The 26,123-nt window shown below is 56.8% G+C and carries 21 protein-coding genes and 1 pseudogene; 12 read left to right on the plus strand and 10 right to left on the minus strand.

What is annotated here, in order from left to right; all coding sequences use genetic code 11:
• Window positions 1-438: 438 nt before the first annotated feature.
• Window positions 439-1,110, minus strand: coding sequence for a hypothetical protein (locus AC2TEL_RS14625; RefSeq protein WP_480904821.1), 672 nt, complete (start codon window positions 1,108-1,110; stop codon window positions 439-441).
• A 158-nt stretch (window positions 1,111-1,268) separates the two neighbouring features.
• Here AC2TEL_RS14625 and AC2TEL_RS14630 point away from each other — a divergent pair, with 158 nt between their 5' ends.
• The 3 genes from AC2TEL_RS14630 (at window position 1,269) to AC2TEL_RS14640 (ending at window position 5,705) form a co-directional block, all read left to right on the plus strand.
• Entirely contained in the window at window positions 1,269-2,627 is a 1,359-nt protein-coding gene (locus AC2TEL_RS14630) for a hypothetical protein (RefSeq protein WP_480904824.1), read from the plus strand.
• Window positions 2,628-2,925: 298 nt separating this feature from the next.
• Window positions 2,926-3,957: an SIR2 family protein gene (locus AC2TEL_RS14635; RefSeq protein ID WP_480904826.1), complete on the plus strand. Its 1,032-nt coding sequence runs from the start codon at window positions 2,926-2,928 to the stop codon at window positions 3,955-3,957.
• Window positions 3,954-5,705, plus strand: coding sequence for an ATP-binding protein (locus AC2TEL_RS14640; RefSeq protein WP_480904828.1), 1,752 nt, complete (start codon window positions 3,954-3,956; stop codon window positions 5,703-5,705). The genes AC2TEL_RS14635 and AC2TEL_RS14640 overlap by 4 nt, the downstream gene beginning before the upstream one ends.
• 120 nt (window positions 5,706-5,825) lie before the next feature.
• Here the strand turns inward: AC2TEL_RS14640 and AC2TEL_RS14645 are convergent, their stop codons facing one another.
• Window positions 5,826-6,164: a hypothetical protein gene (locus AC2TEL_RS14645; protein ID WP_480904831.1), complete on the minus strand. Its 339-nt coding sequence runs from the start codon at window positions 6,162-6,164 to the stop codon at window positions 5,826-5,828.
• 163 nt (window positions 6,165-6,327) lie between these two features.
• On the opposite strand from AC2TEL_RS14645, the gene AC2TEL_RS14650 reads away from it, so the two are divergent.
• From AC2TEL_RS14650 to AC2TEL_RS14665, 4 genes and pseudogenes are all read left to right on the plus strand, one after another.
• Window positions 6,328-6,558, plus strand: coding sequence for a helix-turn-helix domain-containing protein (locus AC2TEL_RS14650; protein ID WP_480495471.1), 231 nt, complete (start codon window positions 6,328-6,330; stop codon window positions 6,556-6,558).
• 309 nt (window positions 6,559-6,867) lie between these two features.
• Window positions 6,868-7,044, plus strand: a pseudogene (locus tag AC2TEL_RS14655) (dUTP diphosphatase); the annotation flags it as partial.
• Complete coding sequence (locus AC2TEL_RS14660) at window positions 7,044-8,093, plus strand: HesA/MoeB/ThiF family protein (protein ID WP_480904834.1); 1,050 nt, start codon at window positions 7,044-7,046, stop codon at window positions 8,091-8,093. The pseudogene AC2TEL_RS14655 and the gene AC2TEL_RS14660, both read left to right, overlap by 1 nt.
• A gap of 73 nt (window positions 8,094-8,166) precedes the next feature.
• Window positions 8,167-10,182, plus strand: coding sequence for a M3 family metallopeptidase (locus tag AC2TEL_RS14665; RefSeq protein ID WP_480904837.1), 2,016 nt, complete (start codon window positions 8,167-8,169; stop codon window positions 10,180-10,182).
• A 13-nt stretch (window positions 10,183-10,195) separates the two neighbouring features.
• Here AC2TEL_RS14665 and AC2TEL_RS14670 read toward each other — a convergent pair whose 3' ends face one another.
• From AC2TEL_RS14670 to AC2TEL_RS14695, 6 genes are read right to left on the minus strand one after another with little or no spacing between them, the layout of a single operon-like run.
• Window positions 10,196-11,128, minus strand: coding sequence for a 2-hydroxyacid dehydrogenase (locus AC2TEL_RS14670; protein ID WP_480904840.1), 933 nt, complete (start codon window positions 11,126-11,128; stop codon window positions 10,196-10,198).
• Window positions 11,129-11,143: 15 nt separating this feature from the next.
• Window positions 11,144-12,283: a rod shape-determining protein RodA gene (rodA, locus tag AC2TEL_RS14675; RefSeq protein WP_480844098.1), complete on the minus strand. Its 1,140-nt coding sequence runs from the start codon at window positions 12,281-12,283 to the stop codon at window positions 11,144-11,146.
• Window positions 12,280-14,229, minus strand: coding sequence for a penicillin-binding protein 2 (gene mrdA, locus AC2TEL_RS14680; protein ID WP_480844099.1), 1,950 nt, complete (start codon window positions 14,227-14,229; stop codon window positions 12,280-12,282). The genes rodA and mrdA overlap by 4 nt, the downstream gene beginning before the upstream one ends.
• Complete coding sequence (locus AC2TEL_RS14685) at window positions 14,226-14,762, minus strand: rod shape-determining protein MreD (RefSeq protein WP_480844100.1); 537 nt, start codon at window positions 14,760-14,762, stop codon at window positions 14,226-14,228. The genes mrdA and AC2TEL_RS14685 overlap by 4 nt, the downstream gene beginning before the upstream one ends.
• Window positions 14,755-15,657 carry a rod shape-determining protein MreC gene (gene mreC, locus AC2TEL_RS14690; protein ID WP_480844101.1) on the minus strand — a complete coding sequence of 301 codons (903 nt, stop codon included), beginning with the start codon at window positions 15,655-15,657 and terminating at the stop codon, window positions 14,755-14,757. The genes AC2TEL_RS14685 and mreC overlap by 8 nt, the downstream gene beginning before the upstream one ends.
• 56 nt (window positions 15,658-15,713) lie before the next feature.
• Window positions 15,714-16,760, minus strand: coding sequence for a rod shape-determining protein (locus tag AC2TEL_RS14695; RefSeq protein ID WP_480844102.1), 1,047 nt, complete (start codon window positions 16,758-16,760; stop codon window positions 15,714-15,716).
• 157 nt (window positions 16,761-16,917) lie between these two features.
• Between AC2TEL_RS14695 and rlmJ the strand changes: the two genes are divergently transcribed.
• Complete coding sequence (gene rlmJ / locus AC2TEL_RS14700) at window positions 16,918-17,709, plus strand: 23S rRNA (adenine(2030)-N(6))-methyltransferase RlmJ (protein ID WP_480904842.1); 792 nt, start codon at window positions 16,918-16,920, stop codon at window positions 17,707-17,709.
• 88 nt (window positions 17,710-17,797) lie between these two features.
• Entirely contained in the window at window positions 17,798-19,537 is a 1,740-nt protein-coding gene (locus tag AC2TEL_RS14705; protein ID WP_480844104.1) for an adenylate/guanylate cyclase domain-containing protein, read from the plus strand.
• A 55-nt stretch (window positions 19,538-19,592) separates the two neighbouring features.
• On the opposite strand, the gene AC2TEL_RS14710 is transcribed toward AC2TEL_RS14705, so the two are convergent.
• A complete protein-coding gene (locus AC2TEL_RS14710; protein WP_480844105.1) occupies window positions 19,593-21,167 on the minus strand; it encodes a 2-isopropylmalate synthase in 1,575 nt (524 codons plus the stop codon).
• A gap of 289 nt (window positions 21,168-21,456) precedes the next feature.
• Between AC2TEL_RS14710 and AC2TEL_RS14715 the strand changes: the two genes are divergently transcribed.
• Window positions 21,457-22,122: an SDR family NAD(P)-dependent oxidoreductase gene (locus AC2TEL_RS14715; RefSeq protein WP_480904843.1), complete on the plus strand. Its 666-nt coding sequence runs from the start codon at window positions 21,457-21,459 to the stop codon at window positions 22,120-22,122.
• A 7-nt stretch (window positions 22,123-22,129) separates the two neighbouring features.
• Here the strand turns inward: AC2TEL_RS14715 and AC2TEL_RS14720 are convergent, their stop codons facing one another.
• Window positions 22,130-23,611 (minus strand): MORN repeat-containing protein, encoded by a 1,482-nt coding sequence (locus tag AC2TEL_RS14720; protein WP_480844107.1) that lies wholly within the window; start codon window positions 23,609-23,611, stop codon window positions 22,130-22,132.
• Between the two features lie 153 nt (window positions 23,612-23,764).
• Here AC2TEL_RS14720 and AC2TEL_RS14725 point away from each other — a divergent pair, with 153 nt between their 5' ends.
• Complete coding sequence (locus AC2TEL_RS14725) at window positions 23,765-25,423, plus strand: NAD+ synthase (protein WP_480844108.1); 1,659 nt, start codon at window positions 23,765-23,767, stop codon at window positions 25,421-25,423.
• 311 nt (window positions 25,424-25,734) lie between these two features.
• Window positions 25,735-26,019, plus strand: a complete 285-nt coding sequence (locus tag AC2TEL_RS14730; protein WP_480862581.1) for a hypothetical protein — start codon at window positions 25,735-25,737, stop codon at window positions 26,017-26,019.
• Window positions 26,020-26,123: the final 104 nt, after the last annotated feature.

Here is a 26,123-nt window from a genome sequence, read left to right on the forward strand (position 1 = left end):
AATTGGGGAGACAGCAGGTCGAAAAAGAAAAACGTAAGCCCTGTGTATATGGACTTCGAGTACGCACGATACAAGCCTTGATGCAGAGGAGGGTAACAGAGAAATCGAGCCTGTCTGGCTTGGAACCTAGCAAGTTGAGATGACGCCGTATCTCTGCGATCCAAATTCGAAGGCGTCTTGGGTAGGCGGCACAGAAGATCAATGACCGCTTTTGAGAACTATCCTACTACATCCGAGACAGCGATAAGCGTCAGTTTTGATGCCGTAGCGAGACTTTGCAAAGTCTGCTTTCTGCGCATCGCAGACCTTCGCGCCCTGAGTACCGCTGGCAACTTTGGGCTCAGTGTCGCTGTTCTCTGCGGCTTTCATCATTGGTTGGTCGCAGCCCGAAGCAGCCATTCGTTCTTGAGGTGACATAAGGGTCAACTGCCAAGCAACTCACCAAAGCTTGAGATAAACGTCTCCGACCACGGCCTGCGTTATGTCCAGCGTTGGAATTGCCAATAGTAGGATTCCGGTGATGCCCAGACTTAGTGACACGAAGCGCGCCAAACGAAATGTGTGCATCTCTCCTGTCCACCATTCTCGCGCCAAGTAGCTGATATAGTCGCCATGTCGCGAAAACATATGAGAACGAACATCAGGTCTGTAGCCAGAAACCAACTGTTTCTTACTCCTGGACTTGTCATGCACTTCCCAGAACAAAGATAATCTGGGCTTCCAATGGTCGGAGAAAACATGCGCTTCCATGTCCGCAAGCTCGTGGACGCTGTAACGTTCTCCAACTCTGGCGGCAAACTCAATGTCACCTTTTGCAAGCCCTAAGACCTGAGGACGAAAGGCCATAAAAATTAGATTTGAAATCAGCAAAAGCAAACTACCAAAGAAAACCAGCCTCATCTTGGCTATACCAGTTAGGTAAAACGGTGTTTCCAAACCCGGTTCAACTCCAGCTATCATTCGAAATGACGCTATTTCTGCAATTTGGTCGTTGAAAAGGATCAGATACCCAATGATAGGCACCAACGCGACGACACGCGTTAAGTCATTGTTGACAACTCTTTCAACTGACTGCCATTGCGTGAGTTTCCAATCAGAATGGAACTTCATTGAAATACGCTACTCCTTGACAACTGTAGTCACTCAACGACGCGAGAAGCGGTATCCCTCAACGTTTTGTGGACAATACTTTATTGAAAACTTGACGGAAAGCTGAGTCGGCTGTCTATTTGAGACACGATATTCAATTTCAAGTTGTAGGCGTATAGATGACTGAAAAGCTGCCAGATTATCTGGCTCAAGGCGAAGCCGCCCGTTTGTTCCCCGTTCTCTCAACTACTTCAAAGGAAGGTCGCACGACGTCTATTGTGCTGGCTTGTATGGTTCAGATTGAAGAGTTGGGAGCCGCTTTGCTTCAATCAGTAGGCCAGAAGCGCGGGAAACGGTCTCAGGCACATGCGTTCACCGAGGTTGTATTCAAGAACCAATCAAAGGCAATCAAGGATCGGCCCGACGGATTGATTGTCCTGAAGGTTGGCTCCCGCGAGTGGAAGGCCCTTGTTGAGACCAAAGTTGGGAACAACACCCTCGATGCCGAACAAATTGAAAGATACCGTGCTCTGGCCAAAGAGAACGGCGTCGATTGCGTCATCACGATATCCAATCAATTCGCAACTACGCCGACGGCGCACCCCGTTGAGGAAGTCAGGAAGAGCAGGTCTAAGATTCCCGTGTATCACTGGTCATGGATGCATGTTGTCACGACTGCGGAGTTGTTGATCAGCAATGAGCAGGTCGAGGACGAGGACCAACTACTGTTGCTGAATGAGCTTAGGCGCTTCCTCAATCATGAGAGCGCTGGCGTTCAGGGCTTCCATAGGATGCCTAAGGAATGGGGCGATCTCAACAAACTGGTGTCGTCTGGCGGTGTCATTCCAGCGCGGTCGCCGGAGGCACAAATTGTAGTCGACGCTTGGCACCAGGAAACCCGAGACTTGTCTCTAATCTTGAGCCGATTGGTGGAAACGTCCGTTAGTGAGAAACTGTCGCGCAAGCACATCAAAGATCCCGCTCAGCGAAAAAAGGATGAACTTCTGATGCTTCGCGAACAGCACCAACTGCAATGTACATTGGATGTGCCGGACACGGCCGCCCCTATCGAAGTCACCGCAGATTTGAAGCGGCGGTGCGTTGACGTCGGTATGACAATCCGAGCACCAGAAGATAAGAAATCGACAAAAGCCAGGCTGAATTGGCTTCTTCGGCAGATCAAGGTCGATAACCTGGATGGGCTGTATGTCCGCCTACTTTGGCCTGGCGCCAGCGAGCCGACGCAGCACTTGATCTCAGAACTTCGGGAAGACATTGATATCTGCCAAGAAGGCAAAGACCATCTCGTTACACACGGCTTCCACGTTTTCTTATCCAAACGCCTCGGCGGGCGGTTCACACAACAGGCCAACTTCATATCTGACTTGGAAGAAGTCGTTCCTCTATTTTACGGCGAAGTAGGCTCAAATCTATCCGTCTGGAAGAAGGCCGCGCCGAGGATCAGGCAGGAAAAACCGACTGCTGAAGATGTATCGATAGATGCTATTGCCGAAGACGCGGAGGACTTCGACGGCTGATTCAAGTTGCTACACAGACTCGTTGGATAGCGCATATAGCTCTATGGGTACTCGGACCTTCGCAGCGCAGAGCGTACATTCTACTTCAAGACGCGCGGCGGAAAATGAAAGTTCGCGGAATTCGCGAGCCCATCTATACCCCCAAGTGATAGCGGACCTTGGGATCGATGCAAAGCATTGGAGAATTCAGTCAAGAAAGTGAAATATAACATTTCCGTTTCGCAGACTCGGTTTCAATAGCCAAGTCATTGCGTCAAACTGAACGAAAAATTGTCGTAGAGCTGGATCAGTTATTCCCTTGGACGATATTGAAGATTTTAAGATCTCTTTGCAGAGACATTTCTCTGATGGCTTAGCTATAGTTGTGGGATCTGGTCTCTCGGCTGGGGAAGGAATCTCCGGCATGGGCGGTCTTCTTGCGCATTTTGACAATGTTTTGCCGCAAAGGTTGGGAGACGAAGCCTCTCAAGAGTGGAGGTCGTTGAGCCCAATCGCGCGCAATAAAGGTCTTGAGGCGGCACTTATGGAACGGGAGCCGAGCGACGAACTTGATGCAGCCATCGTGCATGCAATCTGTGAAAAATTACTTCCTGAGGAACACGCCGTACTGGAGGAGGTTATCTCGGGGGGGCGACAATTACGCTTCTCTATGCTGGTAGACCATCTTCCAAAAACCGAAAAAGGAACCCCGATCCTTACCACCAACTATGACCGCCTGATTGAAGTGGCGTGCGAGGTTTCCGGTCTTGCACTTGATACAATGTTTGACGGCGATGTGGTCGGCAGGCCGGACGCAACAGAGGCTCGCAACAATTTGCTCAGGACTGCCGGAATCTATGGGCGAACGGTACGTATGCGAAGACGTAACCATGCTCGGATATTCAAACCGCACGGAAGCTTTGACTGGTACGATGGCCCGGAGGGCCCGTTGCGCTTTTCGGGCGACTTGAACCTAGCCCGTTTGATTGTTTCTCCCGGGCGTCGCAAGCTTCGAAAGGGATATGATCGGCCATTTGACGAGCATCGCGAGGCTATGAACAAATGCTTGGCAGAGGCCGCCCGGTTATTGGTCATTGGATATGGTTTCAATGACGATCATTTGGAAACTCATTTGTCGCAAGTGATCCAACGCGGTGCTCCGACTCTGATTTTGACAAGAACATTGTCGGAAAATTCGGAGGCAATCGCTCGAAACCATAGCAACATAACTGCTATTGACAGGTTGGATGACTACCATTGCCGGATTTTCAGAAACGGCTCTGCTGAGTCCGCCGCAATAGAACCGATTTGGGATCTAGGGACATTTGTTCAGGAGATACTATGCCCATGACTGAAACAGCATTGAAGTTTTCTGATGAAGATGTCCTTGGGCGTGTCGCCGGTGTCGATACGCATCGCATTTCGATTGCAATCGATAACCCCTCGTTGGTTACACGGATTGGGGTTGGGGAACTTATCGCCATAAAAGGTTCAACTGAGCAGGATTTCTTGATCGCAATTGTCGAGCGTGTTTTGAGATCGCTGGCACAGTCGCTTCCTGACCTTGACGGTACTGAGGAAGAGCTACCGATAGAAATCTCCCCAGTTGACAGCGTTCGAGCAACGTTGATTGGAACATATCGAACAGTCGACGGCTCTAAGTCTAATACATTCAAAAGGGGCGCCGACAGCTTTCCGCAAATTGACCGTGAGGCCTATATCGTTGAAGCGGGCAATTTACAACGCTTCATGGGCCTTCTGGGCGCCGGATTACACGAGAATGAACGCCTAAGACTAGGGCGATTTGTTGCTGACAGCTCTGCCGAGGCAATTGCCTCAGGGGATAAGCTGTTTCAAAGGCATGCCGCAGTTCTCGGAAGTACGGGCTCAGGGAAAAGTTTCGCGGTCGCTTTGCTTTTAGAACGCGCAGCTATGCTTCCTCATCCGAATATCGTCGTTTTCGACATGCACGGCGAGTACGCGCCACTTACGAAAGGTGAGAACGCTATTGCAACTGGCTATCGCATAGCTGGTCCTGGCGACTTGGATAGTCCAGGAGAGAATTGTGTTTTTCTCCCATACTGGATGCTCAATAACGAGGAGATGTTGTCCATGATCCTTGATCGCTCGGACAACAACGCACCTAATCAGGCGTCTCGATTTCGGACACATATAAGGACGCTTAAGCATCAGACTCTACAGGCCGAGGGACAGACATCGATTGCTCAGACATTCACCATCGATAGCCCCGTTCCATACTGTATTTCCGACTTGGTCCGCGAACTGCATGCTGATGACACAAGGAAAGGAACGGGAGCAAAAGGCCAGCCAGTCAAGGGAGACTGGGAGGGTAAGCTGACTAGATTTGTCTCACGTTTGGAGGCGAAATTAGACGACAGGAGGTATGGGTTCATGTTCCAGCCGCCGTCTACCTCAAGTGCATACGGATGGCTTGCCAACATGGCTTGGAAGTTGCTGCAAGCCGATGGAACTGCTGGCATTAAGGTAATCGATTTTTCGGAAGTACCCTCTGATGTCCTTCCGGTCGTGACAGGTATGCTTGCTAGGTTCATTTACGACGTTCAGTTTTGGACACACGCAAGCCAGCGAACGCCTCTTACGATTCTGTGTGACGAGGCCCATTTGTACCTGCCTGTTCGCCAAGACGCAGATGCCGTTGAACGGCAAGCACTAGCTGCGTTCGAAAGAATTGCAAAAGAAGGCCGGAAATACGGAGTTTCGATTGTTGTCGTAAGCCAGCGCCCAGCAGACATCAGCAGAACGATCCTTAGCCAATGCAATAATTTCATTGCTCTTCGACTCACCAATGAAACTGATCAGGGCGTGATCCGACGCTTAGTTCCGGATCAAATGTCCGAGTTGACCGCGATACTCCCGCTACTTGATGTGGGCGAAGCGTTAGTTCTGGGAGATGCCGTCCTTTTGCCAACACGCATCAAGCTCGATAGACCTAGAATAGAGCCAGATAGCGCTACGCGAGACTTTTGGACTGACTGGGCAAAGCTGCAACCAGAAGAAGGTACTATTGTTTCGGCAGTAGAAAGCCTGCGCGGCCAAACGCGCCTCAGCATCGACTGAAACTTGATCTACGGTATTGCTAAACAGTTCGTCGCATATTTCGGAATTCGGGCACCCATTGGAGATGGCATACGACGTTGTGTGAGCGAATTTCACCGTTTCAGTAGCCCATCCGCAGTCTCACTGCACTCGATTAATATATTGAAACTCAGCAGCACTGATAGACGCGTTGTCGTCAATGAACCTACGGAAAAGATGAAAGAGTTTTCCATTCTGGACGTTAATCTGTTTTCTTAGTTCTTTGAACCACTCCTCATCTTCCGGCAGAACCTTTAAGTGAAGCTGTCCCGTGTAGGGCGATAATTGACGCCCGCGGTCACGATTGAGGACTACAGTCTGTGCTGTTTTCTCCATGCGTTTTCTGGTCTGCTCTTCGGGGCTTGAAACCGCGTCCAATACATTTTGAGTGATGACTTGGACCAACATAGCAATCTGATCTTCAGACAACTTTTTTGACATGTTCCATCTTTCCTTACGCGAGCCAGACCAAGCGAGTTGCCGGGATCTGTGTTTCCAAACAGTTTCTTTCGGTTCTACTCAGTATTCACAGTATACTTCATAGCCGCAAGCCACTCTTTACCGCCTTTGTCCTTAAATGGACCCTGAAAGAATCGATGACCCAATGGTAACCGCACTCTCCATCGTGCTGAGACGTCACAGGCAGGCGCGAAAACTCTCGCAAGAAGAACTTGCGCATCTGGCAGGTAGAAGCATGCGTTACATCTCACTACTGGAAAGCTGCCGACACCAACCAACTCTCGATACGCTTCAACGTATAAGTGGCGCGTTGGATCTTTCCTTGAGCCAGCTAGTGATGGAAATGGAGGCTGAAATTTCTAACCCCAAAAGGTAGCAAGCTTAAAATGTCCTGGTTGGGCGTCAAGAACGACAATGTTGACGAAATCTTGGAGCAGGTGATTATTCGATGTCAGGTTGCCCAAGGATTAGCGGTGAGGAATGCTCTCGCAGAAAGTTAGATAAGGACATTGTCCAACCAAGTTCCTACATTTTGGAGAACCCGCCTAAAGGGCTTCTACTCGTGACGATGGCTAGCGAAGGTCAAATGCTGAAAACAATATTGTGTCAACGGTCTCGAAAGCGTTTAGACGTGCAAGAACCTTACAAACAAGTGTGTAAACCGCCTTTTGGTGAATATAACGTCGGCCCATTGGGTGTGATCGTATTGAACGCCGGACAGGAAGCGTTTGAAATCACCCATGGCGAGCGCATTGCCCAGCTGGTCGTTGCGCCGGTCGTTCAGGCACAGTTCGAGCTGACCGAAACCCTGGGCGAGACACAACGCGGGGCTGGCGGGTTCGGCTCAACCGGTCGCGGCTGATGCTGCTTGTCCTGCTTCTTGGCGCCGGTTTGTGGGGCATTGGATATATTGCCGGTGTGACCCGAACCGCGCGAACCGTATCTGTCGCGGTCCTTTTGGTGGGGGTCATCGTGGCACAACTCATACTGCCCGATGACAACCCTTTGCGTCAGGCGACCGGTGGTTCCGCGGCAATGTGGCTTATTCTGTGTGGCTTTGTCGCGCTGGCTTTGGTTTATGGCAGGGTATTGAAGGCTTTGCGCACCCGCGCCGCGCCGATCCCGCAGAAGGAACCAAAGATGCCCGCCAGTCAGTTCACCGAGACGGAATTGGAACGCTACGCACGGCATATCGTACTGCGGGAACTGGGCGGGCCGGGGCAGAAACGTCTGAAACAGGCGCGCGTGCTTGTGATCGGTGCCGGTGGTTTGGGGGCGCCGGCGCTGCAGTATCTGGCGGCCGCTGGTGTTGGAACCATCGGCGTGATCGACGATGACGTTGTGGAAAACGCCAACCTGCAACGTCAGGTGATCCACCGCGATACGGATATCGGTATTCCCAAGGTCTTTTCCGGCCAACAGGCAATGGAAGCGCAGAACCCGAACGTGGTCGTTCTGCCCTATCACAGGCGACTGACCGAAGAGATTGCGACAGACTTGTTCGCAGATTTCGATCTGGTTCTGGATGGAACCGACAATTTCGATACCCGCTATCTGGCAAACAGAACGGCGGTTGCACTGGGCAAACCGCTGATCTCTGGTGCGTTGTCGCAGTGGGAGGGGCAACTGAGTGTCTTTGACCCGGCAACGGGCGGACCTTGCTATCAGTGCATCTTCCCCGAAGCACCGGCTCCCGGTCTTGCCCCCTCATGTGCCGAGGCGGGGGTGATCGGTCCGTTGCCCGGCGTGGTCGGATCGATGATGGCGGTTGAGGCGATCAAGGTGATCACCGGCGCCGGGCAGGCTCTGCGTGGCGAGATGTTGATCTACGATGCGCTTTACGGGGAAAGCCGCAAAATTACTCTGTCGCAGCGGCCGGATTGTTCGGTTTGTGCGGGTGCCGTGGAATAAGAATTGAAAAAACAGAGGGTGCTCTGGATCATCTGGCGCTCCTTGCCTAGCTATAGGCGCAAAGGAGACATGCATGACCAACCCAATCTTGTCCGACTGGAATACGCCCTTTGAAATTGCGCCTTTTGCCGAGATATCGGACGAGGATTTCGACCCCGCTCTCGTGCAGGCTTTGCAGGCGCACAACGCCCAGATAGATGCGATTGCCGCCAATCCGGACACCCCGACATTTGCCAACACAATCGAAGCGCTGGAGGCCGCGGGCGAGCAGTTGGACAAGGTGCTTGCGGTCTTTTTCACGGTTGCCGGAGCCGACAGTAATCCGAAACGGGAGGAGTTGCAGCGGGCTTTCTCGCCGAAACTGGCAGAGCATTTTTCCGGTATTTCCTCGAACAAGGCGTTGTTTCAGCGCGTAGCAGATTTGTGGAACCGGCGTGAGGATCTTGGCCTGAGAGACGAGCAGGCCCGTGTCCTGATGCTCAGCCATCGTGGTTTTGTCCGGTCGGGTGCGGCCCTGGTAGGGGACGCTGATGCGCGTATGCAAGAGATCAAGGCGCGACTGGCGTCACTGGGCACATCCTTTACCCAGAACCTGCTTGCGGATGAGCGCGATTGGTTCATGGAGCTGACTGAGGACGACCTGAAAGGTCTTCCGGATTTCGTTGTGACCGCCGCGCGCGCCGCTGGTCAGGACAAAGGCGTGGGTGGTCCGGTGGTGACCCTGTCACGATCATTCATAGTACCCTTCCTGCAGTTTTCTCCGCGCCGTGACTTGCGCGAAAAAGCGTATCGCGCCTGGACCGCCCGGGGCGCAAATGGGGGTGCAACCGACAACCGCGAGATTGCGGCGGAAATCCTGACCCTGCGCGAAGAGCGTGCCAAGTTGCTGGGGTACGACAGCTTTGCCGACTACAAACTGGAAACCGAAATGGCGCGTACGCCGGACCGGGTGCGCGATCTGTTGATGAAGGTGTGGGAGCCTGCCAGGTCGCGTGCCCACGCCGACGCGGAAATCCTGACTCGGATGATGCAGGAGGACGGCGTAAACGGCCCGCTTCAGGCATGGGACTGGCGCTACTACGCCGAAAAGCGTCGCAAGGCCGAGCATGATCTGGATGAAGCCGCCCTGAAGCCGTACCTGCAACTGGACCGGATGATCGAGGCCGCGTTTGCCTGCGCCAACCGGTTGTTCGGGTTGGAGTTTGCCCCGCTGGACGTGCCGCTTTACCACCCCGACTGCCGAGCCTGGGAGGTGACCAGAAATGGCCGCCACGTTGCTGTGTTCATCGGCGACTATTTCGCGCGCGGCTCCAAACGTTCGGGTGCGTGGTGCAGCGCAATGCGCGGGCAGGCAAAGTTTCCCAAAAATCAGGCCCCGGTGGTCATCAATGTCTGCAATTTCGCCAAGGGCGATCCGGCCTTGCTGTCTTATGACGATGCGCGGACGCTGTTTCACGAATTCGGTCACGCGCTGCACCAGATGTTGTCGAACGTCACATATGAAAGCATTTCGGGCACCAGTGTCGCGCGAGATTTCGTCGAGCTGCCCAGCCAGCTATTTGAGCATTGGCTGGAAGTGCCCGAAGTGCTGGCCGAATTCGCGACCCATGCCGAAACCGGTGAACCGATGCCGAAGGAGATGCTGGAGAAGGTGTTGAAGGCGTCCAACTTCGATCAGGGCTTTCAGACAGTCGAGTATGTAGCCTCGGCACTGGTGGATCTGGCCTTTCACGATGGCGCGGCTCCGGCCGATCCGATGGAAAAACAGGCCGAGGTTCTGGCGAAAATCGGAATGCCGGCAGCCATTGGCATGCGTCATGCCACGCCTCACTTCGCGCACGTGTTTGCAGGCGACGGTTACAGCTCGGGTTATTATAGCTACATGTGGTCCGAAGTCATGGATGCCGACGCTTTCGCTGCGTTCGAAGAAGCGGGTGGAGCGTTCGATCCGGAACGCGCGAGAGCGCTGGAAGACAACATCCTGTCAAATGGTGGCTCGCGCGAGGCCGAAGACCTGTATTTGGCGTTCCGGGGACGGCTGCCGGGGGTCGATGCGCTGTTGAAAGGTCGCGGACTGATCGCGGCCTAGGCAAGCGGGGCCGTCAGTATCCCAGCTGACGGTCCACCAAATGCACGAACGGCTCACCGGCCTCGCCGCGTTTGATGTTTTCGCAAACAACCTGCGCTGCGGTGACGGGCCGGGTTTCCGAGGCAATGTGTGGGGTGACGGTGACGTTTGGGTGCGCCCAATAGGGATGTTCTGGCGGCAACGGCTCGACCCGGAACACATCCAGCGTGGCATGACCGACCTGGCCCGAGTTCAGGGCTGCCAGTAACGCGTTATCGTCGATCAACGGTCCACGTCCCGGATTGATGATCTTTGCGCCCTTGGGCAGCAAGGCAAGCGTGTCCGCATTCAGAGTGTTCTCGGTCGCGGGCGTGTCAGGCAGCAGTAATACAACAATTTCAGCGTTCGAAAGCGCAGTGCGCAATCCGTCGGGACCGTGCAGACAGGTCACGCCGGGGATGGTCTTGGGCGTTCTGCTCCAACCTGTGACGTTGAAATTCAGGGCTGCCAAAGCGCGTGCCGATGCCTGCCCCAATGCGCCCAATCCCAAAACGCAGACGTTGCGTTGTGAGGCCAGCGGAGGTGCGTCGGGCGTCCACGTGCCGTCTTGCTGCATGATGTGGATGTCCATGCCCAGATGGTATCGCAAAACATGTCCCACCACCCATTCCGTCATGCCCTCGGTCAACCCGTAATCCACCATTCGCGCCAGCGGCACCGTGAGCGTTTCGTTGCCCGAGATACTCTCGACCCCGGCCCAAAGGCTGAGCACCGCCTTCAAACGGGTAAACGGAGTAAAATCGGACAGCCCGCCATTGGGGGCGTAGACAACGTAGTCGACCAGTTCAGGAGGAATGTCCGTGGACAGATGAAATTCCAGCCCTGCCTGTCGAAGCCCCTGAGACAACAACGGTTCATACACGGGCCATAGATCAGGGCGCGCGGAAAACAGAACGTTTACGGGCATTTGGAACCTTTCAGATCAGCGTGGACGATGAATATGGGCGCTTTGAACGATCCCGAAGGCCGCCATCAGCACCAGCATGGCCGACCCGCCGTAGCTGACCATTGGCAACGGAACGCCGACGACCGGAGCCAGTCCCATAACCATCGACATGTTGACGGCGAAGAACAGGAAAAAGTTCAACGCAATGCCAAGCGTTACCAGTGACGAAAAGCGATCCTTGGTCGACAGCGCCGTGACCAAGCAGAATATCAGGATCAGACCATAGAGGATCAGCAGAGTGATACCTCCGACGAAACCGAACTCTTCGGCCAGTGTCGTAAAGATGAAATCGGTGTGTTTTTCCGGCAGAAAGTTCAGGCGCGATTGCGTGCCCTGCATAAAGCCGCGTCCGTTCCAACCACCTGACCCCAGAGCAATCTTTGACTGCGTTATATGGTATCCGGCGCCCAGCGGGTCGGTTGAGGGGTCGAGGAACGTATCGATCCGGCGAAACTGATAATCTTTTAGCAACTGCCATTCTGTTCCGCGACTGTTGAACACCGTTGCAACAAGGCCGACGCCTGCGGCGATGACCGCAGCGAAATAGGCCCAGTGAACGCCCGCAAGGAACATGAGCCCGCCGCCCGCCGCCAGCAGCAGGATTGATGTTCCCAGGTCGGGTTGGCGCAGCACCATGAATGTCGGGATCAGAATCAGCAGAACCGGAATAATGACCCACAGGGGGCGCGAGGTCTTGTGTGACGGCAGCCAGTCGTAATACGCCGCCAGCAGCATCACCAGCGTGACCTTCATCAATTCGGAAGGCTGCAAGCGCATGAACCCAAGGTCAATCCAACGCTGTGCGCCCATTCCGATGGTTCCGAATAGTTCGACGAAAACCAGTAGGGCGATAGAGCCCAGATAGGCCAGCACAGACATGTTGCGCCAGAACCAAATTGGCACGATCGCCACAATGAACATGGCCACAAGGCCCAGTCCAAAGCGTTCCATTTGCGGTTCGGCCCAGGGTGTCCAGGACCCGCCCGCCACGGAATACAGCATCAGGAAACCGGCACTTGCAACGCTGATCAACAACAGCGTCAACGGCCAGTTCATATACAGAATTTTGCGGAACCCTGACGGCGTGGATTTGACGGCATATTCAAGGTAACTCATGCGCGGTCCTTTTCGTCAGGACGCGCTTTGGGACGCCGGTCACCCTCGAGCCTTTTTTGCAGCTCTTTGATGCGCTCGCGATCTGCGGCCGGGTAAGCCTCGAGCGGGGGGGTGCCGTCATAGAGCGCCTGCAGCATGATGTCCCGTGCCACCGGCGCCGCCGCTCTGGACCCCCCACCGCCGTGTTCGACGACGACCGCTACAGCGTATTTGGGATTGTCATAAGGGGCGAAGCTGACGAACAGGGCGTGGTCGCGGCGCTCCCACGGCAGGTCTTCGTTGCGGATGACGCCCGCGGCGCGTTCGGCCTTGGTAATATTGCGGACCTGGCTGGTGCCGGTCTTTCCCGCCATGCGGAACTCATCGGCGATGATGCGACTACGGTAGGCCGTGCCGCGCCGGTTGTTAGAAACAGTGAACATGGCCCGTCGCACCTGCTCCAGATTGTTCCGGTTCACGTTCAGGGCTTCGCCTGCGCCCGAAGGTTGTTCGACGCCGTTGATGCTGCGCACCAGACGCGGCGTGACGGAACGGCCGGTGGCGAGCCTCGCGGTCATCACGGCAAGTTGCAAGGGCGAGGCCAGCATGAATCCCTGACCGATCGACGCGTTGGCAGTATCACCGACGAGCCATTCCTCGCCATGGATGCGCTGTTTCCACTCCTGATTGGGGGCAAGGCCTGCGGCCACAGCGGACATCGGGATATCGTGTTTGACACCCAACCCGAATGTTCGGGCCATCTCGGATATCTTGTCGATCCCGACACGCAGAGCCACGTCGTAGTAATACACGTCGCAACTGCGCTTAAGCGAGGTTTCCAGATCGACAGTGCCGTGTCCGCCGCGCTTCCAGCAATGGAACCGGCGGCTACCGACCTTCAGGTGCCCCGGACAATAGACGGTGTTGGATGGACCTATCACGCCAGCTTCAAGCGCCGCCATGGCGGTGATCATCTTGAAGGTCGACCCCGGCGGGTATGTGCCCTGTACCGTCTTGTTGGCCAGCGGGCGGTATTTGTCCTGTGTGAGAAGCTGATAATCCGCAACAGAAATACCGCGGACGAACAGATTGGGATCGAAACTTGGGGCTGAACTGATGGCCCGGATATCCCCGGTTTCACAGTCGATTACCACAGCGGCCGCGCTTTCGCCGGCCAGACGGGCCTGCGCGTATTGCTGCAGATCGGCGTCGACGGACAACTGCAGATCGGCTCCGGCCGTGCCCTCCTGCCGATCCAGCTCGCGCATGACACGCCCTGTTGCATTCACCTCGACACGTTTTGCGCCCGCCTTTCCGCGCAGGACGATTTCCTGCTTGGCTTCCAAACCGACCTTGCCGATCTGAAAGCGCGGAATGCGCAGGACCGGTTCGGGGTCTTCTATCTGGCTCAGGTCATAGTCGCTGACCGGGCCGACATAGCCGACGACATGGGCGAAATCCTCGTAACGGGGGTACTGCCGGGTCAGGCCAACCTCGGGGATGACGCCGGGCAGGGCGGGTGCGTTGACCGCGACCTTCGAGATATCCTCCCACGTGACCTGATCGGCCAGGGTGACAGGCAGGAACGGGGCCGAGCGACGCATTTCGGTTTTGGCACGTTCAATCTCATCTTCGTTCAGGGGGATCAGACGGGACAACTTGGCAATGACCTGATCGATATCGCCGGCGTCCTCGCGCACTATGACAATACGGTACGAGGGCGAGTTTTGCCCGATGATTTGTCCATTCCGGTCGTAGATCCGACCGCGTTTCGGCGGAATCAGGCGGATATTGATCCGGTTCTCTTCCGCCAGCAGGCGGTATTCATCCGCCTGATCGACTTGCATGAACCGCATCCTTGCCGCCAGACCGCCAATGAATGCGGCCTGCAATCCGCCCAGAACCAAAGCCCGGCGGGGCAGGCGTTTATAGGCAAGGCCCTGTGACTTCGATCTGCGTTGCTTCATGTCCGCGCTCCTGCGGCGGCTGTATCCACGGCAGATGCGCGTCGCACGCCAAAACCGCTCTGGCTGAGCAGAACAATCAGCGGGTAAATTGCAATCGTCAGTACCACTTGCACGACGGTCGGCGTCAGCGCTGCCTGCTGGACGGACAGAATACCGAGAACGAGCCGGTTCAGAACATAGATTGCCGTGATGACAGCACCGACCGAGGTCCACTCACTGAAGAAACCGGCATCGCGCATGCCCGGTGCCGCCGACCGCAGATAAGCTGCGCCCAAAACAACCAGCGCTGCAAGCAGTCCCGGAGGGCGTTGCAGCAACAGGTCGGACATCAGCATAACGGCGGCGATGGCAAGAGTGGGGACGTATTCCGGCCTGCGAAGGACCCAGGCAAAGGTCAGCGCGATCAGCAAGTCCGGAAATGGCCAGCGATCCGGTTTCGTATCCAGCGGCAGCAGGTGCAGGAACAGGACGATGGCCGCCAGCAGCAGATACAGGCTGCGCTTAACCCACAGATGAGAGGTGGGTTTATCCATCTCCGACCTCCTGCGGGGTCAGGGCAGCTTCGGGTCTGAGAGGTCCGACAATACCTCCGGGATCGGGAATGGACGTCGCGGGTTGGTATCTCAACACACGTAGAAACTCCAACCGCTCGAAATCTGCCGACAGGCGCACCCGCAGGCGTCCACCCGGATCGACAGCGATCTGACCGATCAGCAGGCCGCCCGGAAACACACCGCCATCGCCGGAAGTGACCACACGGTCGCCGGGGCGCACCAACTCGCGGTTTTCAAGAAACTCAACCACCGGCGACGCTGTATTGTCGCCTGCAATCAATGCAGTTTGACCGGAAGGCTGGATCGTTGCCGGAATGGCGCTGGAGGCATCAGTCAACAGGATCACCCGTGCCGTGTCCGGCCCCACGCCCGAGATGCGGCCGACCACTCCGATTCCGTCCATCGTGGCCCATCCATTCAGGATACCGTCCCGTTCACCCACATTCAGCAAGACCGATTGCCGGAACGGGGACCCGCTGTCGGCCATGACAACCCCGGTGACATAAGTAAGGCGGGGATCGAGCCGCACGTTGTTCAGATCCAGCAGGCGGGCGTTTTCCTGCTCAAGCTGTAACGCGGCCTCTTTCCAGGCGCGCATCAGGCGCAGCTCGCTGCGCAACTCGCGGTTTTGTTCGCTCAGCCGTTGATAGCTTTGGAAATCACGCGCCAGATTGACCGCGGCCGTAACCGGCACCATGGCCCATTCCATCGATGGGACGACCTTGTCGACCACCTGTGCGCGGAAGCGTTCGACCCGCGGACTGTCGATCCGCCAGACGACGAAGATGCCCAGCAGGCACAGAACCACGATCCCCAACAGCAACCTGCGCAGAGGGGCCGTGTAATCGTCGCGCTGTGAACGGTCCTTTGCCACAGGACTCCTTCCCGTGCTGCTCGCGTCCGTTTGTCACCCGTCAAAGGGTGCGCGCCTTAGCTTTCGTAGTCAATCGCGTGGCGCAGTTGTTTTTCGTATTCCAGTGCCTTGCCGGTGCCCAATGCCACACAGTTCAGGCTTTCATCCGCAATCGAGACAGCCAGTCCGGTCTGTTCGCGCAGGGCGAGGTCCAGATCGCCCAGCAGCGCCCCTCCGCCAGTCAGCATCACGCCGCGATCGACAATGTCTGCCGCCAGATCGGGTGGAGTGGTTTCCAGCGCGGTCATCACCGCCTCGCAAATCGCCTGAACCGGCTCGGTCAGCGCTTCGGCCACCTGAGCCTGGCTGATTTCGATTTCCTTCGGCACACCGTTCAACAGGTCACGGCCTCGGATGTGCATCGACTGGCCACGGCCGTCATCGGGCATACGGGCAGTGCCGATGGTGGTCTTGATACGTTCGGCCGTGGATTCACCGACCAGCAGGTTCTGCTGGCGGCGCAGGTATGAGATGATGGCTTCGTCCATCCGGTCTCCACCAACGCGAACCGAGCGCGCGTAAACAATATCTCCCAGCGACAGAACCGCAACTTCGGTCGTGCCGCCGCCGATATCGACGACCATGTTCCCGGTCGGATCGGTGATTGGCATTCCGGCACCAATGGCTGCCGCAATCGGTTCGGCAATCAGGCCCGCACGGCGCGCGCCTGCCGACAGAACCGACTGACGAATTGCGCGTTTCTCAACCGGCGTCGCGCCATGGGGGACACAGACAATGATCTTGGGTTTCGAGAAGGTTGAGCGTTTATGTACCTTGCGGATGAAATGCTTGATCATCTCTTCGGCGGTATCGAAGTCGGCGATCACACCTTCACGCATCGGTCGGATGGCTTCGATGGATCCCGGAGTACGGCCCAGCATCAGCTTGGCATCTTCGCCTACTGCCAGAACTTTTTTCACCCCATCCTTGACATGGTAGGCCACCACCGAAGGTTCCGACAGGATCACACCTCGCCCCTTGACATAAACCAGCGTGTTTGCTGTTCCAAGGTCGATAGCCATGTCTGCTGTGAACAGGCCGCCCAGATTGCCAAAGAATCCCATGTGTCCCCTGATCCTGTGTGTCAGTTGTTATCTACTGCCCGCGACTCGACGGTTCCGGGACGGATGTCTTATAGGGTGCCAAACCGCCCGGTAAAAGGGCTGATTCCGCGACAATCAGCACCTTTCCGCCTCATTGATAAGGACTTTAGAGGGCAAAATGCTGTCTTATCAACACATTTACCACGCCGGCAATCTGGCTGATGTGCAAAAGCACGCATTACTGGCCTGGATGCTGAGTTATCTGGCGCAAAAAGACAAACCTCTGTCCTATATCGAAACGCATTCCGGACGTGGCCTCTATCATCTCGACGCGATCGAAGCTGTAAGCACGGGTGAGGCCGCAGCGGGTATCGAACGGGCCAGAGCAGAAGGTTGGTTTGACGCCCGGCATCCCTTGTCGCAGGCGCTTGAACAGGTGCAAGCCAAACATGGGGACACGGCATATCCGGGGTCGCCCTTGATCGCGGCAAATCTATTGCGTTCCTCGGACAGCCTGCATCTGGCCGAGTTGCACCCTCAGGAACATGCGGCACTGAACAAGGCGATGAAGCCTTACGCGGCCCGGACTTATCGGCAGGACGGGTTTGAGCTGGCACAGTCCCTGCTGCCTCCGACACCGCGCCGGGGCCTGATGCTGATCGATCCCAGTTATGAGGTGAAATCAGATTACGACCGCTTGCCGGGGATCGTCGCAAAGCTACACCGCAAATGGAACGTGGGCGTGATCGCCCTGTGGTACCCGATCCTGAGGGATCGCCGACATGCCGCGATGGTCAAGGCATTGAAGGCGCAGAACCTGCCAAAGTCGGTTTGTCACGAAGTCGGTTTTCCGGCCGCTCGCGAAGGGCATCGCATGGTGGGTTCGGGCATGTTCGTGGTAAATGCGCCGTTCGGGTTTGTTGCCGAAACGCAGGCCTTGGACCAGGTTTTTTCCGATCTTGGCGCGTGAACACGTTCGCTGACGGCCCCCTCATGCATGTGCGAATTTCCTTGTTAGGTGAAGGCACGCAACACTACACTTGTCGCAGGGGGGGGAAATGGATCGTCGACTTGCCGCAGTTCTTGCAGCCGACATGGTCGGTTACAGCCGGTTGATGGAAACCGACGAACAGGGCACGCTGGCCCGCCTGCGCACCCACAGGATCGAGCTGATAGACCCGTCCATTGAAAAGAACCGCGGCACGATCATCAAGACGACCGGCGACGGGATGCTGGTTGAATTCCCCAGCGCCTGCGATGCGGTTGCCTGCGCGGTCGAAGTGCAAAACCGGATGTTTCGTCGCAATGCCGACGTACCCAAAGACCAGCGCATCCAGTTCCGGATCGGCATCAACCTGGATGAAATCATCTATGAGGACGGCGACATCTTTGGCAGCGGCGTTAACGTGGCCGCACGGCTTGAGCAATCGGCCGATGCCGGAGAGGTTCTGATTTCCGGCGCGGTACATGATCAGGTGACCAGCCGCCTGGATCTGAGATTTCAGGATTTGGGGAGCCTGTCGCTCAAGAACCTGTCTCAACCGGTGCAGGCATTCCGCGTTGAATTGGATGGGCCTGTCGAGGCGGCTGACGCAGACGTCGAAGGCAATGGCTCGACCAAGGTCGTCAAACCCTCAATTGCGGTGTTGCCTTTTGAAAACATGAGCGGGGATCCCGAACAGGAGTTCTTTGTCGATGGCCTGACCGAGGACCTGTTGACTGAACTCAGTCGCCGGCACGAACTGTTCGTGATCTCGCGCAATTCCAGTTTTGTCTACAAGGGGCAGGCTGTAAACCTGCGCGAGGTGTCCGAGGCTCTGGGGGCGCAATACATCGTCGAAGGTAGTGTGCGCAAAGCCGGGAACCGGCTTCGGGTGACCGTGCAGTTGATCGACAGCCAGAACGACGCTCATGTCTGGGCCGAAAAATATGATCGTGATCTGGACGATATCTTTGCCATTCAGGACGAGGTCACTTCGGCTGTTGTGGCCACACTGCCAGGTCGCATTGAGGCGTCCCAGCAGGAAGGGTTGAAGCGAAAGCCGCCATCGAACCTCGCGGCCTATGAGTGTGTTCTGGCGGCCAAAGCCCTGCATCATCGCAGCACGCGCGAGGATAATGTCGAAGCAATGAAGCTGATCGACAGGGCCATCGAGCTGGATCCCGAATATGCGCACGCCCATGCCTGGAGCGGGTGCATCAGAGGGCAGGCCTGGGGCTATGGCTGGTGCGATGACCCGGAGGAGATGCTGGCACTTTGCGAGGAGGCGATTCACAAAGCGGCCTCTTTGGATGACAACGATGCCGACGTGCACCGGTTGATGGCCGCTGTTGCGATATTGCGCAACAAGCTGGCCCGCGCGCGTTATCATCAGGAACGTGCGCTGTCGCTGAACCCCAACTACGATCTGGTCGTTGTTCAGATGGGTGAGCTGCTGACGTGGTCAGGCCGCCCTGAAGAGGGCGCCGAATGGATTCAGAAAGCCATGCGCCTGAACCCGCACCATCCGGCCCGGTTCTGGAGCCATCTGGGCCGCGCGCGGTTCGCCGCAAAGGACTATGAGCAGGCCATCGAGGATTTCGCCCGCCTGCCGGTACGCGATGCCATTCAAGACGCATATCTGGCTGCGTGCCACGGTTGGCTGGGAAATTCCGATGAGGCCAAAAGACATGCCGATGCGGTTTACGCAGCACAGCCGGATTTCAAGATCGAAACCCTTGTGCCGACCTTGCACTATGGCAACAAGGAAGACCTGCAGCACTTTGTTCAGGGTATGGAAAAAGCCGGACTGACCTGAAGCCAAAAAAGAAACGGCCCGAAACTCCGGGCCGTCCGTTTGCTCAAGACCTGTATTAGGTAAGGTCTTTGTAGCTGATTTCCCGTGCATCAGCGCCGGGGCCTGCCTTTTCGCGACGCACGATCAGGCGGTTCAGCGCGTGGATATACGCCTTTGCCGATGCAACCACAGTATCCGTGTTGGCGGACTGGCCGGTTGCGATCATCCCGTCCTCTTCCAGACGGACGGAAACCGTTGCCTGTGCGTCAGTCCCTTCGGTAACGGCGTGTACCTGATACAGTTGCAGATGCGCCTTGTTGGGGTAGATCGCGCGAATGGCCTTGAAGGTCGCGTCGACCGGGCCGTCACCATGTTCGGTGGCAATGATGTCCGCGCCATCGACCTCAAGCTCAACCGTGGACTCTGCCTGCCCACCGGTGCCGCAGGTCACCTTCATCGACACCAGTTGCAGGTGATCGTTGGCTTCGTCATCGTCCAGCGTCATCAGGGCTATGAGGTCGTCGTCGAACACCTCTTTCTTGCGGTCGGCCAGATCCTTGAAACGAACAAAGATATCCTTGAGCTGGTTGTCGCCAACTTCATAGCCCAGGTTTTCCAGCTTGTCGCGCAACGCCGCGCGGCCCGAATGTTTGCCCAAGGGCAGGGAAGTGCCGGAAAGCCCGATATCCTCGGGGCGCATGATCTCGAAATTCTCGCGGTTTTTCAGCATCCCGTCCTGATGGATGCCGCTTTCATGCGCAAAGGCGTTCTTGCCGACGATGGCCTTGTTGAACTGGACGTGAAAGCCCGACACCGTCGCCACCCTGCGCGAGATATGCATGATCTTGGTGGTATCGATACCGGTGCGCCATGGCATGATGTCGTTGCGGGTGCGCAGGGCCATCACGACCTCTTCCAGCGCCGTGTTGCCCGCGCGTTCGCCCAAGCCGTTGATCGTGCATTCAATCTGGCGCGCGCCACCAGCGACGGCCGCCAGCGAGTTCGCCGTCGCCATGCCGAGATCGTTGTGGCAATGGGTGGCAAAAACGACCTCATCCGCGCCCGGAACCGTTTCGATCAGGCGCTTGATCAGGTCGGCGGACTCGAGCGGCGCTGTATAGCCCACCGTGTCGGGAATGTTGATCGTGGTGGCACCGGCCTTGATCGCGATTTCGATCACACGGCACAGATAGTCCCACTCGGTACGTGTCGCGTCCATTGGCGACCACTGCACATTCTCACACAGGTTGCGGGCGTGGCTGACCGTTTCGTGGATTTTCTCGGCCATTTCGTCCTGCGTGAGGTTCGGAATGGCACGATGCAGCGGCGAGGTGCCGATGAATGTGTGGATTCGGTTCTTTTCAGCGTGTTTCACTGCTTCCCAGCAGCGGTCGATATCGGTGAAGTTTGCGCGGGCAAGGCCACAGATGCGGCTGTTCCTCGACCGCTGGGCAATCTCGGAGACGGCTTTGAAATCGCCTTCGGAAGCGATGGGAAAGCCGGCTTCGATGATATCAACGCCCATGTCATCCAGCAGTTCGGCGATCTCCAGCTTTTCGTCATGGGTCATGGTTGCGCCCGGGCTCTGCTCGCCGTCGCGCAAAGTCGTATCGAAGATCAAGACGTGGTCTTGGTCGGTCACGTTGGTCATGGGAATCTCTTTCTTCTTCTGTCCTAAAGCCTATGGCGCGCGGGCGTCCTCCTCTGAGCGGGCGCGCCGGTTGGCACGCTCAGAGGCGGATTAGGATCAGTAGGCCACGCAGCGACGCACCGCGAATGGCGGTGTCGGCAACAAGGATATCTGCGCGGATGATCATGGGGTTGAGGTTATACAGTGCGATCCGGGAATGAAAAGACGGAATCTGCCCTCGCGTGACCTTTACGCGGTGTTTCGAAGCGAGCGGTGTTGATTGGCGCGGGTCGCCGCCTAGCTTCGTCCCATGGAAACGGCGTTGATCATTGGTGCGACAGGCGGAATTGGCCAGGCTATCTGCGACCGGCTTGAGGCGCAGAAAGTCGCGGTGACCCGGTTGTCCCGGTCCAGGGGCGGGTTTGATCTGATGCAGCCCGACGTGGTCGAACAATTTCTCTCGCGGATCGAAGGCCCGTTCGATCTGATTCTGGTGACTTCTGGCGCGCTTGAGATTGACGGCGCGGCGCCGGAAAAGTCGCTGCGTGCGGTTACGGCGCAAGCCATGATGGATCAATTTGCCCTGAACGCCGTTGGACCTGCCCTGGTGCTGAAACATGCATCCCGTCTGTTGCCGCGCGACCGGCGGTCAGTTCTGGGCGTGCTGTCGGCGCGCGTTGGGTCGATCGGAGACAATCGGCTGGGCGGTTGGGTCAGCTACCGCGCGGCCAAGGCGGCGGTGAACCAGATTGTTCACACGGCATCGATCGAGCTGGCGCGGACGCATAAACAGGCAATCTGCGTTTCACTCCACCCTGGAACGGTCAAAACTGCGTTTACGCAAAAATACCTCGGACGGCACCCTGCGGTGGAACCGGATGAGGCTGCACGAAATCTTATTGGCGTAGTAGGTGCGCTGAAGGTCACCGAAACGGGCGGATTTTTTGATTGGGCGGGAAGCCCCGTGCCGTGGTAGCGGTGGATCACCCGTCAGAATTTTCTGGATCTGATGTGCTTTCAGCGGGGTCTTCTTCCGCAGACGGTGCTTCTTCGGTCTGAGAGTCTACAGTGGTCTCGGACGCCAGTTCGCCGTCTTCCCACACGCCCGATTGTTCCTGACCACTCGCATAGCGCATGGTGCCGTCACCGTGACGTTTGTTGTCCAGGAAATTGCCTTCGTACACATCGCCGGTTTCATAGGTGGCGATACCCTTGCCGGTGATTTTGCCCTGAACCCAGTCTCCGTCATATTCGAAACCGGTCGGTGTTACGATCTTTCCTTTTCCGTGGCGGTTTCCGTTTTCGAACCCGCCCTCGTACACGGTTCCGTCCGGATAGGTTGCCTTGCCCTGACCCTGCCGGACGCCATCAACCCAGTCGCCCTCGTAAAGGTAGCCATCGGCCAAGGTCAAAACGCCCTTGCCGTGGTTCTTGGCGTTCCTGAATTGGCCTTTGTACACAGTGCCGTTGGGGAACGTAGCGGTTCCGGAGCCTTCGAACACTCCGGCAATCCATTCGCCGTCATACACCGCGCCATTGGGATAGGTGGTCTGTCCTTTGCCATGGGGCAAATCGGCCACGAAATCACCGACATAGACTGACCCGTCAGGGTAGGTCATTTCGCCCAGCCCTTCGATCTGGCCTTTGGTCCACGTGCCGGAGTAGCGGAAACCGTCACTGCCCGTAAAAACACCCTGTCCATGGCGCTGGTCGTCGACGAAGTCGCCCTCGTACACCGCTCCGTTGGCATAGGTCGCCTTGCCCTTGCCCTGTCGGCGGCCTTCGACCATTTCGCCTTCATACACATCCCCATTGGCCTGTGTGGCTCGGCCGGCACCTGTCATGTGACCCTCGACCCAGTCGCCGACATAGCTCATCCCGTCGGGAAAGGTCATGGTGCCAATTCCGTGCCGTTGCCCCGCGCGAATGTCGCCTTCATAGAAACTGCCATCGCCCGAGGTGATTTTCGCCTTGCCTTGCTTGACGCCATCGACCCATTCGCCGTCATAGACATATCCGTTCTGATCGGTCAGAACGCCTTTGCCATTGCGGCGTCCATCCTTGAACTGGCCTTCATAACGCATGCCGTTTGCATAGACGGCGACGCCGGTTCCGTTGACTGCGCCATTCGACCACTCGCCCTCGTAAGATCCGCCATCGGCAAACAGGATCTTTCCGTGGCCCTCGGGCTGGCCTTTGACGAATGAGCCCTCGTAGACCGACCCGTTTGCGTAGCGGGCCGTTCCCTGACCTTGAATCTCACCCTCGACCCATTCACCGGAATACTCGAACCCGTCGGGCAACCGGTAGGTTCCGGTGCCGTGGCGCAGCCCATTTTCGAAGGTGCCCTCGTAGACGCCGCCAACCTCGTCGTCGGCGACAATGATCTGTCCTTGCTGTGCCGAGGCGGCCTGCGCCGCCAGAACGAGCGTTACAATAGCAATAGAGTTGCGGATCACATTCATGCTGGTCCCTGCCTGCCCTGTTTCCGGGTTGCATCCTTTTTCGCAAAACTAAGGTACCGCCGGGGGCAGAGCAACGGCTTTTGCCGCATTTGCCTTTTACTCGCGGTGTGATCTGCTAAATGCCTTTGGAAGCTACGAGAACATGGGGGCAAAATGGCCGATCGTTTCCGCATCACTCTGGCGCAGCTTAACCCCGTGGTCGGGGATATCGAGGGTAATGCGGCAAAGGCCGCAGAAGCCTGGGAACATGGGCGCGACGCCGGGGCGGATCTGGTCGCACTGCCAGAGATGTTCATCACCGGCTACAACACGCAGGATCTGGTGATGAAGCCCGTATTTTACCGCGCCGCGATGGCTGCGGTCGAAGCTCTGGCCGAGCAATGTGCCAAGGGCCCGGCGCTGGCGATTGGCGGGCCCTGGTTTGAAGGCGGCAGCCTGTACAATGCCTACCTGATCCTGAAGAATGGGCGCATCACCAGTAAGATGCTGAAACACCACCTGCCGAATGAAACCGTGTTCGACGAGGTGCGCCTTTATGATGCTGGGCCTTTGGGTGGACCTTACTCCGTTGGAAATACCCGGATTGGCAGCCCGATTTGCGAGGACGGGTGGCACGAGGACGTCGCGGAAACTCTGGCTGAAACCGGTGCCGAGTTCCTGCTGATCCCCAACGGATCGCCCTATTTCCGCAACAAATACGATGTGCGCCTGAACCACATGGTTTCGCGCGTGGTCGAAACCGGACTGCCGCTGATTTACCTCAACATGGTGGGCGGTCAGGACGATCAGGTTTTCGATGGCGGGACGTTCGGGCTGAACCCGGGCGGCGAGCTTGCCTTTCGAATGCCGGTTTTTGATGAGGCCGTGACCCATATCGATCTTCAGCGCGGCGACGAAGGCTGGCAGATCGTACCTGCCGAAATCGTTCCGCAGCCGAACGAGTGGGAGCAGGACTACCGCGCCATGGTGCAATCGCTGCGGGACTACATGGGCAAGACAGGGTTCGGAAAAGCTGTGCTGGGCCTGTCCGGCGGCGTTGATTCCGCGTTGGTTGCATCCATTGCCGTTGACGCAATCGGGGCGGACAATGTGCGCTGTGTGATGCTGCCTTCGGAGTATACCAGCCAGAGCTCACTGGAGGATGCCGAAGCCGTCGCTCGAGCGCTGGGCGTGCAATATGACTTTGTTCCGATCTCGCAGAGCCGTGCAGCGGTAACCGAAACGCTCGCCACGCTGTTCGCCGGTCGTAATGAGGATCTGACCGAGGAAAACATTCAGTCCCGGTTGCGCGGTCTGCTGCTGATGGCGATTTCGAACAAGTTTGGCGAGATGCTGCTGACCACCGGAAACAAGTCAGAGGTCGCTGTGGGATATGCCACGATCTACGGTGATATGAACGGCGGCTACAATCCGATCAAGGATCTGTACAAGACGCGGGTGTTCGAAACTTGTCGTTGGCGCAATGCCAACCATCGCGACTGGATGATGGGCCCCGAGGGCGAGATCATACGACCATCGGTCATCGACAAACCACCAAGCGCCGAGTTGCGCGAAGATCAAAAGGACAGCGACAGCCTGCCGGATTACCCGGTTCTGGATGCCATTCTTGATATTCTCGTCGATCAGGATGGCTCGATTGCCGACTGCGTCGCGGCCGGGTTTGATGCGGCAGTCGCAAGAAGGGTCGAGCGCCTGATTTACATCAGCGAATACAAGCGATTCCAGTCCGCGCCGGGAACTCGATTGACGTCGCGCGCCTTTTGGCTGGATCGCCGTTATCCCATTGTGAATCGCTGGCGCGACAAGGCGTAAACGGCGGGTGGTTTTAACGCCAACCATCCGGCGTTTCGGTCGAGGGCGATTGATAGTTGACAAATTTGGGGCAATCCCATGTTTGGTCCAATATTGTTTATGAAAAACAGCCCCTTGTCCGGGCGCGTTGCGCGTTCACCTTGCGTTTTGGCCCATTTTTTGCCACATTTGTGACCGGGGTTTGCCTTAAAGTTGGCAAGCGTGACGCAATCCGGTCGAACAGCCCGACAAACGGGCCAAAGGGCCGGGTTTGCTGAACTGGGTACGATGCATCCGGGTATGTGGGTGCAGGTAAATGTTTTGGTGGTCAAATGTATAACGAATACGATAAATCGCTGCATTCGCCTCTGAGATACAAGGCGATGGAGTCGCCCGCACAGGAATTGAACGAGGCGGCGACCGATGATGCGATTGCTGGAATCCTGAGCGAGAACGTGCCGGCCAAGACGGCCGAGGAAGCGGAAATGTCACGGGAGCGGACTGAATTCCCGACACTGACGTCGCAGGAGGCATCTGAAGAGGAAGAAGAGCCTCAGGAAACCGGCGTGGGCGCGATCCTGCGTCAAACATGGGCGCACTTGTCCGGCGCGGCCTGACCCACACGGTTGCTGTCGTCCGAATGAGTGCTGAATATGTCGGCGCGTATGCGAATGTGCCACAGGTTCGGGCAATCGCCCGTTTTGTTGTTTTTCTACATTGT

It is taken from the genome of Ruegeria sp. HKCCD9138 (genome assembly GCF_057220975.1).